This is a genomic window from Kitasatospora sp. NPDC004614, assembly GCF_042873675.1.
In the GTDB taxonomy this organism is placed as follows: domain Bacteria; phylum Actinomycetota; class Actinomycetes; order Streptomycetales; family Streptomycetaceae; genus Kitasatospora.
Map to the genome: position 1 here is coordinate 120,467 of NZ_JBIALR010000004.1, position 12,504 is coordinate 132,970.

11 protein-coding genes and 1 CRISPR repeat array are annotated in these 12,504 nt (G+C 73.0%); of the genes, 8 read left to right on the plus strand and 3 right to left on the minus strand.

Going from position 1 to position 12,504, the window contains the following annotated elements; genetic code table 11:
* Positions 1 to 107: 107 nt before the first annotated feature.
* The 3 genes from ACFYST_RS12740 to ACFYST_RS12750 all read left to right on the plus strand — a co-directional run bounded on the left by ACFYST_RS12740 (position 108) and on the right by ACFYST_RS12750 (position 2,896).
* Positions 108 to 1,073 (plus strand): ATP-binding cassette domain-containing protein, encoded by a 966-nt coding sequence (locus tag ACFYST_RS12740; protein WP_387861668.1) that lies wholly within the window; start codon positions 108 to 110, stop codon positions 1,071 to 1,073.
* Entirely contained in the window at positions 1,070 to 1,855 is a 786-nt protein-coding gene (locus ACFYST_RS12745; RefSeq protein WP_387861669.1) for an ABC transporter permease, read from the plus strand. The genes ACFYST_RS12740 and ACFYST_RS12745 overlap by 4 nt, the downstream gene beginning before the upstream one ends.
* Positions 1,856 to 1,924: 69 nt before the next feature.
* A complete protein-coding gene (locus tag ACFYST_RS12750; protein WP_387861671.1) occupies positions 1,925 to 2,896 on the plus strand; it encodes an aldo/keto reductase in 972 nt (323 codons plus the stop codon).
* A gap of 37 nt (positions 2,897 to 2,933) precedes the next feature.
* Here ACFYST_RS12750 and ACFYST_RS12755 read toward each other — a convergent pair whose 3' ends face one another.
* Positions 2,934 to 3,611 (minus strand): leucine-rich repeat domain-containing protein, encoded by a 678-nt coding sequence (locus ACFYST_RS12755; RefSeq protein ID WP_387861673.1) that lies wholly within the window; start codon positions 3,609 to 3,611, stop codon positions 2,934 to 2,936.
* 260 nt (positions 3,612 to 3,871) lie between these two features.
* Here ACFYST_RS12755 and ACFYST_RS12760 point away from each other — a divergent pair, with 260 nt between their 5' ends.
* Positions 3,872 to 4,522 (plus strand): C39 family peptidase, encoded by a 651-nt coding sequence (locus ACFYST_RS12760; RefSeq protein ID WP_387642867.1) that lies wholly within the window; start codon positions 3,872 to 3,874, stop codon positions 4,520 to 4,522.
* 31 nt (positions 4,523 to 4,553) lie between these two features.
* Here the strand turns inward: ACFYST_RS12760 and ACFYST_RS12765 are convergent, their stop codons facing one another.
* Complete coding sequence (locus ACFYST_RS12765) at positions 4,554 to 5,408, minus strand: hypothetical protein (RefSeq protein ID WP_387861675.1); 855 nt, start codon at positions 5,406 to 5,408, stop codon at positions 4,554 to 4,556.
* A gap of 476 nt (positions 5,409 to 5,884) precedes the next feature.
* Here ACFYST_RS12765 and ACFYST_RS12770 point away from each other — a divergent pair, with 476 nt between their 5' ends.
* The gene (locus ACFYST_RS12770; RefSeq protein ID WP_387861676.1) at positions 5,885 to 6,844 is read left to right on the plus strand and encodes a hypothetical protein; all 960 of its coding nucleotides are present in this window, start codon (positions 5,885 to 5,887) and stop codon (positions 6,842 to 6,844) included.
* Between the two features lie 48 nt (positions 6,845 to 6,892).
* Here the strand turns inward: ACFYST_RS12770 and ACFYST_RS12775 are convergent, their stop codons facing one another.
* On the minus strand, positions 6,893 to 7,753 hold the full coding sequence (locus ACFYST_RS12775) for a hypothetical protein (RefSeq protein WP_387861677.1): 861 nt from the start codon (positions 7,751 to 7,753) through the stop codon (positions 6,893 to 6,895).
* Between the two features lie 242 nt (positions 7,754 to 7,995).
* On the opposite strand from ACFYST_RS12775, the gene rpe reads away from it, so the two are divergent.
* The 3 genes from rpe to ACFYST_RS12790 all read left to right on the plus strand — a co-directional run bounded on the left by rpe (position 7,996) and on the right by ACFYST_RS12790 (position 11,029).
* Positions 7,996 to 8,682 (plus strand): ribulose-phosphate 3-epimerase, encoded by a 687-nt coding sequence (gene rpe, locus ACFYST_RS12780; RefSeq protein WP_387861936.1) that lies wholly within the window; start codon positions 7,996 to 7,998, stop codon positions 8,680 to 8,682.
* Between the two features lie 554 nt (positions 8,683 to 9,236).
* Positions 9,237 to 10,022: an alpha/beta hydrolase gene (locus tag ACFYST_RS12785; protein ID WP_387861678.1), complete on the plus strand. Its 786-nt coding sequence runs from the start codon at positions 9,237 to 9,239 to the stop codon at positions 10,020 to 10,022.
* 47 nt (positions 10,023 to 10,069) lie between these two features.
* Entirely contained in the window at positions 10,070 to 11,029 is a 960-nt protein-coding gene (locus ACFYST_RS12790) for a pirin family protein (RefSeq protein WP_387861680.1), read from the plus strand.
* A 648-nt stretch (positions 11,030 to 11,677) separates the two neighbouring features.
* Positions 11,678 to 12,497: direct repeats of the CRISPR family, unit length 21 nt; unit sequence CCCCGCTCGCGCGGGGAGGAC.
* Positions 12,498 to 12,504: the final 7 nt, after the last annotated feature.

The window sequence follows — 12,504 nt, forward strand, 5'->3', positions numbered from 1 at the left end:
GGCATCCGCCGGTGCGTCCGCCGACTCGAAGGCTTTACTCCGTACGTCGTACCTAGTAATCTCCTGCGCAGCGACACTACGTACGTTGTACCTAGAAAGGGCCTGCCATGAGCGACCCGGTCATTGCCGTTCGCGGCCTGGGCAAGACCTTCGGCGCCACACGCGCGCTGGACGGACTCGAACTCGATGTCCCGGAAGGGGCGGTGTGTGGTCTGCTCGGGCCCAACGGGGCGGGGAAGACCACGTTGGTGCGGATCCTGGCCACCCTGGTGCGGCCGGATCGGGGGGAGGCCCGGGTGTGTGGGCACGAGGTGGGGCGGGAGGCTGCGGCGGTGCGGCGGGTGATCGGGCTGGCCGGGCAGTATGCGGCGGTCGAGGAGGGGATCACCGGCCGGGAGAACCTCGAACTGCTGGGCAGGCTGCACCACTTGGGGGCGGCGAAGGCCCGGGCGCGGGCGGCGGAGCTGCTCGCGGAGTTTGCGCTGGAGGAGGCCGCCGATCGGCTGGTGCGCGGCTATTCGGGCGGGATGCGCCGCCGGCTGGACCTGGCGGCGAGCCTGATCACCCGGCCGCGGGTGCTGTTCCTGGACGAGCCGACCACCGGGCTCGACCCGCGCAGCCGACGGGAAATCTGGTCTGCGGTACGGGAGTTGGCCGCACAGGGTTCCACCGTCCTGCTGACCACCCAGTACCTGGACGAGGCGGACCGGCTGGCCGACCGGATCACCGTGCTGGACCGCGGGCGGGCCGTCGCCGACGACACCCCGCAGCGACTCAAGGCCGCGATCGGGACCCTGGTCGAACTCACCCTGCCCGAGGGCGCCGACCTGGAACGGGCCCGCGCCGTGCTGGCCGTGCTCACCGGCGGCGCACCGGAGGTGGACGCGGCGCAGTACCGCGTCAGTGCCGTCTCCGACCCGGCCCGGCCGCTCGTCCTGCCGTACCTGGTACGGGAGTTGGACGCCGCCGGGGTGGTCGCGCGGGACATCGCGCTGCGCACCCCCTCGCTGGACGACGTGTTCCTCGCGCTGACCGGCGCGGGCGCCGTGACGGAGACGGAGATGGCCGCATGAGTGCGCTGACGATGCCCGTGGACGCCGCCGCGTCCGCCCGGCGGATTCTGCTGATCTACCGGCACTCGCCCGGTCTGCTGCTGTCCTCGCTGATGGTGCCGGTCGCGATGGTCGGGGTGTTCGGGTACGTGTTCGGCAGTGCGATGAACGTGCCGGGCGGCGGTTACCGCGAGTTCCTGATGCCCGGCCTGTTCGCGATGGTCGCGGTGAATGCCGTGATGCCCGCCATGGTCGGCGGCGCGCGGGACGCCGGACGGGGCGTCACCGACCGGCTGCGGTCGATGTCGGTGTCCCGGCTCGGCCTGCTCACCGGGCAGGCGCTGGCCGACCTGCTGGTGGCCGCCGTCGTCCTGGTGCCGACCGCGCTGGTCGGCCTGGCCGCCGGCTGGCGGATCCGGCACGGACTGGGCCCGGCGCTCGGCGCGTTCGGACTGCTGCTGCTGTTCCGGTTCGCCTGCGGCTGGCTGGGCACCGCGCTCGGCCTGGCCGTCGGCAAGGAGGAGACGGCCGGTCAACTCGCCGTCCTCGCCATCCCGTTGTCGATGTTGACCAGCGCGTTCGTGCCCACCGGCGGGATGCCCGGCTGGCTGGCCGCGATCGCCGAGTGGAACCCGGTCAGCTCCGTGGTGGAGGCCGGCCGGCAACTGTTCGGCAACCCGTCCGCGCCCGGCGACGCCTGGCCCGCGCAGCACCCGGTGGCCGCCGCGCTCGGCTGGTGCGCGCTGCTGCTGGCGATCGCGGTGCCGCTCGCCGTGCGGAACTTCGCCCGCGCCGGTCGCTGAGGATGCGTCAATCCTGGTAAGGGCGTTGCGCACTGGACAACCGGTCCGGGGCGGCAGAGGGTTGGGGTCATGGAGTACACCCACCTCGGCCGCACCGGCCTGTCCGTCTCTCCGCTGTGCCTCGGCACCATGAACTTCGGCGTGCACACCGAAGAGGCCGACGCGCACCGGATCATGGACGCCGCGCACGGGCACGGCATCAACTTCTTCGACACCGCCAACGTCTACGGCTGGGGCGAGAACAAGGGCCTCACCGAGACGATCATCGGCAACTGGTTCGCCAAGGGCGGCGGCCGGCGCGAGAAGACCGTGATCGCCACCAAGCTCTACGGCGACATGGGCGACTGGCCCAACGAAGGCCGGCTCTCCGCGCTCAACATCCGCCGCGCCGTGGACGCCAGCCTGCGCCGCCTGCAGACCGACCACATCGACCTGTACCAGATGCACCACATCGACCGGGCCACCCCCTGGGACGAGATCTGGCAGGCGATGGAGGTGCTCACCCTCCAGGGCAAGATCATCTACGTCGGTTCGTCCAACTTCGCCGGCTGGCACCTCGCCCAGGCCCAAGAAGCCGCCCGGGCCCGGCACTTCCTCGGCCTGACGAGTGAGCAGTCGCTGTACAACCTGATCGAGCGCAGCGTCGAACTGGAGGTCGTCCCCGCCGCCCAGCACTACGGCCTCGGCCTGATCGCCTGGTCGCCGCTGCACGGCGGCCTGCTCGGCGGCGTGCTGCGCAAGGAACGCGAGGGCGTGCGCCGCACCCAGGGCCGGGCCGTCGACACCCTCAACGAGCGGCGCGAGCAGATCCAGGCGTACGAGGACCTGTGCGACGAACTCGGCCACCAGCCCGGCGACGTCGCGCTCGCCTGGCTGCACAGCCGCCCCGCCGTCACCGCGCCGATCATCGGCCCCCGCACCGAGGAGCAACTGACCGCCGCCGTACGCTCGTTGGACGTCGAGCTGGACGCCAAGACGCTGGAGCGGCTGGACGAGATCTTCCCCGGCCACCGTACCGCCCCCGAGCACTACGCCTGGTGATCCCGGGCCCCCGGGGGCGGTTCTGCGCTCCCGGGGGTCAGTACCAGACCGTGCAGCCGCGCCGTTCGAGCCGCTCCACCAGTCGCGGGTCCGGTGCGGACGGCGTCCACCGCAGGTCGAGCTTCTCCAGGGCGGGCAGCTCGGCCAGCCAGTCGGGCAGCGGCCCCAACGGGTTGCCGCGCAGGTCGAGTTCGCGCAGCAGCGGCAGGGCGGCGAGGGTGCGGGGGAGGCTGGTCAGGGCGTTGCCGCGCAGTTCGAGGCAGCGCAGCTGGAGGAGTGAGGCGAGCGAATCCGGGAGCGTGGTCAGGGAGTTGGCCTCCAGGCGCAGCTCGCGGAGTCGGGAGAGTGCGCCGAGGGTCTCCGGGAGCTTGGTCAACTGGCAGCGCTGCGCCCGGAGTTCGATGAGCTCGGCCAAGTCGCCGATGGTGTCCGGGAGTTCGGTGAGCGGGTTGTCGCCGACGTTCAGGTAGCGCAGGCGGTGGAGCCGGCCGAGAGTGGCCGGCAGCCGGGTGAGCCGGTTGTCGTGCAGGTAGAGGAACCCGTGCAGGCCGGTGAGGTCGCCGAGCCGCTCGGGGACGGCGGTGAACGCGTTGTGGCCCAGGTCGAGCGTGCGCAGCGCGGTGAAGTCGCCGATGGTGTCCGGGAGTTCGGCCAGCGTGTTCTCGGCGAGGATCAGCACCTCGGCGTCGGTTCGCTGCCACACGTGGTCCGGCACGGCGGTGAGCCCCGCCCGCCACAGGCTGACGACGGGCCCGGTCGCAGCGCCTTCTCGAACCGGCGCCGGGGGCCCGGGTTCGAGGTTCGGTGGGGCTTCGTTCACTGCCGGCTCCGTCCGGTGGGGAGCAACGATCATCGCACGGCAGGGAGTTGAGTGGGCGGTGACTCGGATGGGTGCGGGTGAGCAGGTGTGGGGTGCCGCTGTTCGGGTGGTGGAGGGGTTCTGAGGTGTCGCGGGCGAGGGTGCGCCGGATCGGGATGAAAGTACGTCAGGATGACCGGGTGAAGCCGATCAGCCATGCCGTGCCCTACTACTCCCAGTGGGAGTCGCCCGAACTCGTGCCCGACATCCTGGACGGCACACTGCGGGCCGCCGACGACCCGCTGTGGGAACGCTCGGGTGCGGCCGACGAGGGCGAGTACGAGTACTGGTCCTGGCGGCTGTGCGGAATGGCCTGCCTGCGGATGGTCCTCGACCACTGGTGGGGCGTCGCCCCCGCGTCCGTGCGGCTGGCCGAGGAGTGCGAACTGGCCGGCGCGTACATCCGGCACCCCGACGGGCGGCTCGACGGGCTGATCCACTCGCCCTTCGCCGACTACGTCCGCACCCGCTGGGGCCTGGACGCGCAGGCGATCAGCCCGCTGCCCGTCGACCGGCTGCCGGAGGAACTCGCCCGGGGCGTCCTCCCGATGATCTCCGTCCACCCCGCCATCCGGACCCTCGCCCCCGAGGTCCCCCGCCCCGGCGGCCACCTGGTGCTGGCCGTCGGCGCCGACGACGACGCGCTGTACATCCACAACCCGTCCGGCTTCCCCGACGAATCCCAGCGCGCCGCCCGGGTGCCCTGGGCCGACTTCGACCGGTTCTACGCGGGCCGCGGCGTTCTGCTCGGGCCGCCGCCGTACTGACACTCGAACGGCGGCGGCCCGAGATGGGTGGTCAGGAGGCGTTCGGCAGGCCGATCGGGGTGGTTGGCGGCAGGTCGGCGCGACACGCGGTGGAGATCGGGCGGAGCGCGTCGGCGAGTTCGTCGAGCTCGGTGCGGTGGAAGTGTGCCCAGACCCGGGACGCGGCCAGGTCGGTGGCGGCCTCCAGCGCGAGGTGGCGGCGGCGGCCCTCGGTGGTCAGCGAACCGTCCGCCGCCAGCCACTGACGTCCGATCAGGCGCTCCGTCGCCTCGTCCCACTCGGCGTCCGTCCAACCGCGGTGCGGCTGCATGGTCTCCCGGCGGGTGTCCAGCGCGCAGCGCACCACCAGCGCCTCGCAGCCGTCCAGCCCCTCGGCGACCAGCGCCGCCACGTGTCCGTCGCCGCGGTGCTCGCGCAGCACCGTGGTGGCCTGCCACAGCCGGGCCAGCCGCCCGTCCTGCGCCGGGAGCGCGGCGTTCGCGGCGGCCAGCACCCGCCCCGCGCAGTCCAGGCCCTCGACGGCACGCTCCAGCAGCTCCACCGAACGGTCGATCAGATCCGGCTTCACCTCCGCCAGCACCCGCCCGAGCGCGCCGGTCGCACCCTCCACCCGGGCCTCCAGCGCCCGCTCGGGCGTCGCCCGCCCCCAGATCTCCGGCAGTGCCCGCTCCACCATCTGCGGCGCGAAGTTGAAGAACGCGGCCACCACCGGCGCCGCATCCACCGCGCCGAGCGGCGCCGACCGCCCACCGAAGTATCCGCGCCAGTACCCCCGCAGCCCCGCCGCCTCGTACGCGGCGCGGGCCTCCGGCGAGAAGTACGTGAGCGCGTGAACGGGTTCGAACAGCCACCACAGGGCACGTGCGGGGTGGACGACCTGGGTCATCGGACGCCTTTCGGTGAGGGTCGAGCTGTGCGGGTCCAGCTGCTTCGTGAGCCTGCCAGAGCGGGTCGGCGGCGGGAAGGGCATGTGTTGCCGCCGTGTGAACTTCTGTGTGCCGCGGCCGGGTTGTCCGGGTGCCGGGGCGCTCGGCGGCCTCCTCCGCGCGGGTACCGGCAAGCGGATTTCGGACAGGGTGGCCGCAGGGCGATCGGCCGGAGGCCCTCCGTGTGGAGACGAGAAACCGCCTGCATGAACGAATTCGCTGACGCGCGCCTCCGCTCCTGGACGCCGGCCGGCCGCGCGCTTCCGGGACGGTACCGTCGGGCGGGAGTTGACGGCTGCGGTCGTTGCCGGGGTGTTGGCGGCGGTGAGTGCCGGTCAGATGTTCTGTCTGTGTGCTTGTCGGCCGCGAAACGACCTGTGGGGCCGTGTCGGTGCCGTGCGGTAGCGTCCGCGCGGCGGACGGATCGGGGGGCATCGTGAACGCTGCACAGGACTGGGACTCGTCCGGGCTTCCGCGGTTGACGGAGGAACAGCGCAGGGAGCTCGCCGAGTCCGGGTTCGACCTCGATCGGCTTCACCGGCTGAGCCGCACCAAGTACGGCGTCGCACAGATACGCAGCGTGCTGCGCTGCTTCACCGACGCCTGCCCCGGCGAGCAGCCCGGGGTCGTGGACGTGGCGCGGGTGGGCGAGGCGTGGCGGCTGGCGAGTTCTCGGCCCGGTGCGGTGCTGCGCGAGCAGTTGAAGCGGCGCGGGCTCGGGCATCTGGACCGCGGGTCGGAGGGTTCGGGTCCCGGCGGCGGTGCGTCGGCGGTGACGCGGTATCGCAAGCCGCTGCTCCCGCGTACCCCGGGGCGGGTGGTGTGGGGCTGGGCGCTGGTGCTGCTCCTGGTCGTGGTCCAGGTGCTGGTGGGCTCTGCGGACCTGGGACTCGGCGTGGTGGTCGGTGGGATCGGGCTGATCGTCGGCTGGTTCGGGCCGGTGCGCCGGCTGGTCTACGGGCGGCGGAGCGCGCCGCGCGCGGTGAAGGTGACCTACGTGCTGGGCGCGCTCGCGCTGTGCTGCGCGACCGTGTCCGTCGGGGCGGTGGCGGTGATGGCGCTCGGCACCCGCGGGACCGCGCACATCGGGTACGAGGACACCGGTACCGGCAGCCACGGCACCCGCTACCACCAGTGCTACCTGGACCTGCCGGGCGGCGGGTTCGATCCGCTGCGCACCGTCGGCCCCTGCCCGGCACCCCGTGGCACCGTGGTCAGCGCGTACTACATGCCGGGCGGTGACTCGCTGCTGCGGCCGGTTCTCGCGGACTCGCTCGCGGCGAAACGGGTCGGCCTGTGGGGCGTGTTCACGGTGCTCGGCCTCGGGCTGCTCGGGTACGCGGCGGCAGCGAGCACCCGGGGCCTGGAGCGGTCGGTGCCCCGGCCGCGTCCCTGACCTTCCGGGCGGACCGCGGTCGGGGCGGGGCGCCGGTGTTCGGTCGGGTCAGTGGTCCGCCGGTGGCATCGCGAGCGGGTTGATCGGCATCCGATCGCGACAGATTGCCGCGATCGGCTTCAAGTCGGCTTTCAGGCGGTCGAGTTCGTCCTGCGGCATGCTCTCCCAGACGCGGCCGGCGGCGAGGTCGGTGGCGGCCTCGATGGACCGGTGCTGGATGCGGCCGAGCTCGGTGACCGTCCCCTGCGCCGTCAGCCAGCCCCGTTCGACCAGTCGCGCCGCTGCCGCCTCCCACTCGGTGTCCGTCCACCCGCGCATCGGCTGGAGCACCTCGCGGCTGGCGTCCAGTGCGCAGTGCAGCACCGGGGCCTCGCAGCCGTCCAGCCCCGCCGCGACCAGTGCCGCCACATGGCTGTCGCCGCGGTGCTCGCGCAGCACGGTCGCGGCCTGCCACAGTCGCCCGTAGACGTTCGTCGGCCGGGGGAGTGCGGCGTTGGCGGCTGCCAACACCCGGCCCGCGCAGTCGAGTTGGGCCACCGCCTCGTCCAGCGCGGTCGCCGCCGCGTCGACCTGCTCCGGTTTCACCGGCTCCAGCAGCCGGGCCAGCACCGCCTCCGAGCTCTGGAGCCGGGCGGCCAGCGCCTGTTCGGGGCTCGCGTGCGTCCACACGTCCGGCACGGCCTGCTCGACCATCGTCGGGGAGAAGCTGAAGAACGCGGCGATCACCTGTGGCGCGTCCACCGCACCCAACGGGGCCGCGCGGCCGGCGAAGTAGCCGCGCCAGCTGCCGTCCAGCCCCACCGCCTCGAAGGCGGCGCGGCTCTCGGGCTGGAGGAAGGTGACGGCGTACACCGGCTCGTAGAGCCGCCACAGTGCGCGGGCTGGGTGGGCGGCGGCGGTAGCGGACATGGGGGAGGCCTTCCTCGGGCTCTGTCGGATTGATGGGTATTGATGGGTATTGACGGGTGGGGTGGGGCTGGGGGTTGGTACAGGGGGCTGATGGCCACGGTGGCCGCCACGGTAACCTCGGCCGGGGTGTGATGACGGTCACCCGGGGGTTGCGGTGTGCGGTTGCGGGTGACGGGGCGCGGGATGATGGGGCGGAAGTACCCGTTTCCCGCGGCGTTCCAGCCCCCGCACGAAGGTGGTCGATCATGGCCCAGATCAGCCCCAGCATCCTGTCCGCGGACTTTGCCCGCCTCGCCGAGGAAGCCGAGGCGGTGCGCGGCGCGGACTGGCTGCACGTCGACGTGATGGACAACCACTTCGTCCCCAACCTCACGCTGGGCGTGCCGATCGTCGAATCCCTGGCCCGGGCCACCGACATCCCGCTCGACTGCCACCTGATGATCGAACAACCTGACCGCTGGGCCCCGCAGTACGTGGAGGCCGGCGCCGGCTCCGTCACCTTCCACGTGGAGGCCGCCGCCGCACCCGTCCGCCTCGCCCGCGAGATCCGCGCCAAGGGCGCCCGGGCCTCGATGGCGCTCAAGCCCGCCACCCCGATCGAGCCCTACGAGGACCTGCTCCCCGAACTCGACATGCTGCTGATCATGACGGTGGAACCCGGCTTCGGCGGCCAGGCCTTCCTCGACATCATGCTGCCCAAGATCCGCCGCACCCGGCAGCTCATCGACAAGCACGGCCTCGACCTGTGGCTCCAGGTGGACGGCGGCGTCGCCCCCGCCACCATCGAGGCCTGCGCGGAGGCGGGCGCGGACGTCTTCGTCGCGGGCTCGGCGGTGTACGGCGCGGCGGACCCGGCCGCCGCCATCAGCGCCCTGCGGGCCCAGGCCGAGACGGCGACGGCGGCGGCCGGGTGGGGCTGCCGGCACTGACGGCACTGCTGGCACTGGCGGTACTGACGGTACTGACGGCATGGCACGGGCTGAGGGGCGGGCGGCCCTGCCGGCGTTCGCCGTTGGGGTCGGACGGTGACGGTGATGGGTGGGTCGGCCTGCCGATGCTCGGTGTTCGGGCCGGTGGGCCGGGGCCGGGGCCGAGACGGCGGACCCGGTCGCGGAGACCGGCGCGGGCGTCCGTGACTGGCGCCTGCGCCACTGGAGTTCCGGCGGTGGTCGCCGGGGCGGTCAACGCAGCATCCACCATGCACAGCTTTCCGGCTCGCGACCTGTCCGCGCATCGCAGGCGCAGCGCACTGCCGGCACTCGCCCCGCTGCGGCCGATCCCGTGAAACCGGACCGTGGTTGTCCGGCGTCCCGTGATGCGGCGTCCGGTCAATTGGCGGGTGTCAGGTCGATGGTGGGGCGGAGCAAGGGTGCGGGTGGCGGCGGAAGTTGATGGGGTGACGGCGGTGCCGAGTTTGGGGCGGCGGCGGTTGTTGGGGGCGCTGGCTGTTGCGGTGGTCGGGGCGGGTGCGGTTGGTGGGGGGATGGTCGAGGATGTGCTGCCCGGGGGTGCCCGGGTTCGGCGGGCGCTCGGGATGACCGGGCGGGACGGGGTGGTGCCCGGGGTCACGGGTGGGCGGGTGCGCAACGAGAGCGAGGTTTCGCGGGCCCGGGGCCGCGAGGTGCGGATCGTCGTGATGGACCCGCCAGGGGCGGACCAGGCCGATCTGCCGGTCTGTTTGGCGTTGCACGGACACGGGAGCGGTGCGGCGTCGTTCGTCGATCTCGGGGTGCCGCAGTTCCTGGCGGCTGCGGTCGCGGCCGGTGTCCCGCCGTTCCGGGTGGTGGCGGTGGACGGTGGCGACAGTTACTGGCATGCGCGCAGTCCCGGCGACGATCCGATGGCGATGCTCACCGGGGAGTTGCCCGGCTGGTTGGCGAGCCGTCAACTACCGGAGCCCACCAGGGTGTTGGGTGTATCGATGGGTGGTTCCGGCGCGCTCCAGTACGCGCGCGCCCGTCGGGGCGGGTTGTCGGCGGTCGCGCTGCTCGGCCCGGCGCTGTTCCGGGGTTGGGGCGACGCCCGGACCGTCGGCGCGTACCGGGACGAGGCCGACTGGCGGGAGCACGAGCCGTTGCAGCACCTCGGTGAGCTCGGCGAAGTCGACCGGACCGGGGTCTGGTGCGGCACCGAGGACCCGTTCTGCCCCGCCGCCCGCAAGCTCACCGGCGTGCGGGGCGTCCAGGCGCACTTCCCGCGCGGCGAGCACACCGATGGGTTCTGGCGACGCGTCATGCCGGACGCGATGGCGCTGCTCGGGGCTCGCTGACGAGTCGCTGCGGAGGGCGGCGGGGACGGCGGCCGATACTGGCCGCCATGAGCAACCTCGATCTCAAGCCCGCCCCCGCGGTGTGCGGGCAGCAGGCCGTGACCGGCCCCGTCCAGGAGTTGCTGACCGGCCGCCAGGTGCCGCTGGGGGAGTCCACCGTGGTGCGCCGACTGCTGCCGAACCTCGGCCGGCGGATGGTCGGCGCCTGGTGCTTCGTCGACCACTACGGCCCCGACGACATCGCCGACGAGCCCGGCATGCAAGTGCCTCCGCACCCGCACATGGGCCTGCAGACCGTCAGTTGGCTGCACGAGGGGAACATCCTGCACCGCGACAGCCTTGGCAGCCTGCAGACCGTCCGCCCGCGCGAGCTGGGCCTGATGACCTCCGGACGGGCCATCGCGCACTCCGAGGAGTCGCCGCGCGACCACGCCCGCCTCCTGCACGGCGCCCAGCTCTGGGTGGCCCTGCCGGACGCCTACCGGCACACCGCCCCCTCGTTCGAACACCACCCCGAGCTCCCCGTCGTCACCGCGGACGGCCTCGCGGCCCACCTGATCCTCGGCACCCTCGACGACGCGACCTCGCCCGGCACCACGTACACGCCGATCACCGGCGCCGACCTGACGCTGCGCGAGGGCGCCGCCCACCGCCTGCCCGTCGAGGAGGGCTTCGAGTACGCCGTCCTCGCGATGTCCGGCAGTGCCGAGATCGACGGCGTGCCGGTCGAGCCGGGGTCGATCCTGTACCTGGGGTGCGGGCGCCGCGAACTCTCCGTCCGGGCCCGCACCGACGCTGCCGTGCTGCTGCTGGGTGGCGAGCCCTTCGAGGAACGCCTGGTGATGTGGTGGAACTTCATCGGCCGATCCAGTGAGGAGATCGTACAAGCACGAATCGACTGGGAGAAGGGGGTTCGGTTCGGCAAGGTTCAGGGCTACCCGGGCGACCGGCTGCCCGCCCCGGAGCTGCCGAACGTGCCCCTCAAGGCGCGTGGAAACCGTGACTGACCTGCGCGTATGCCATGCGCGGCGGTCGTGGCGATCGGCCCCTGAGAGGTGGCTTGCGACCGCCTTCGGCTCTGGGTGAGACGCCGGCGAGCGTCGCGGGCCGAGCTCTCGGCGGCAGTCCCGGAGATCTTGCCGATTCCCATCTGCGGGTGGGTTTTGCATGCTGTGGGTGGATGAATGCTGACCTTTTGCTGACTTTTCTGACGCACCGTCAGCAGATGGGAGGAGTCGCTCGCGCAAGTGGCAGACACTAGGCCGGCTGCTTCGCCGCTGCACCACCCGGGCGATACGGCACCTTTGCTGATCTCGCACGTTCCACCCCCATCCCCTACGTACACAAGGACCGCCGGCCGGTGATCGACGGAGCCCCACCGTCGCGGTCCCGGGCGACAGCTTCGTAGCCGCGTCGGGTACTCCCGACTCGCCGAGCGCGGCCTGCGCGGCCGCTCCCCTGACGCGTGGCACCAGATCCGGGCCGGCCGGATCCCGCCGGGCCGGCCGCTGCCCACCCAGCGTCGAGCACGAAGAGGGAAGACTCGCCGCACCACCGGCGGCCCGCTGTGGCGCCTGACGCCAATGCCCCGCACTGCCCACTTCCGGCGCTGCACTCCACAACCGGGCGACCCGGAGACACGCGAACGACTGCCCCTTCAGCACGCCGCTCGTGCGGGGAGGATGTCACGAAGCCGGGCCCTGGCACGGCCGAACCCGGCAGACCCCCGCTCGCGCGGGGAGGACGGGCCCGACGCCGTCCAGCGCTTGTGGGACGCCGGCAGACCCCGCTCGCGCGGGGAGGACCCCGCCAACGGGCCTCCTCGGAGGCCTTCGGCCGGCAGACCCCGCTCGCGCGGGGAGGACATCAGCTCCAACAGCCTGGTGAGGCCGAGGAACGGCAGACCCCCGCTCGCGCGGGGAGGACCCGGATACCGCGTCCCGGCTGTGCAGCACCGGCGGCAGACCCCCGCTCGCGCGGGGAGGACTCAGCCCCCCGACAGGTGTGCAAGCGAGGCTGCGGCAGACCCCCGCTCGCGCGGGGAGGACCGATCCGGTGCCGGTCTGGCCGACGCCGTTGCTGGCAGACCCCCGCTCGCGCGGGGAGGACGAAACCACCGCAGCCCCCGCCACCGGAGACCTGGGCAGACCCCCGCTCGCGCGGGGAGGACGCATCATGCTCGGCACCATCGGATTCCTGCTCCGGCAGACCCCCGCTCGCGCGGGGAGGACACGGCGCGCCTCTGCTCCGGGATCGCTCCCCGCGGCAGACCCCCGCTCGCGCGGGGAGGACCCGAGCCCGCGTCGCGGCTCGCGTTCCGCCGGCGGCAGACCCCCGCTCGCGCGGGGAGGACCGCTAAGGAAATCGAACGGCGGGGAATCGGATCGGCAGACCCCCGCTCGCGCGGGGAGGACACGGCGCGCCTCTGCTCCGGGATCGCTCCCCGCGGCAGACCCCCGCTCGCGCGGGGAGGACCCGAGCC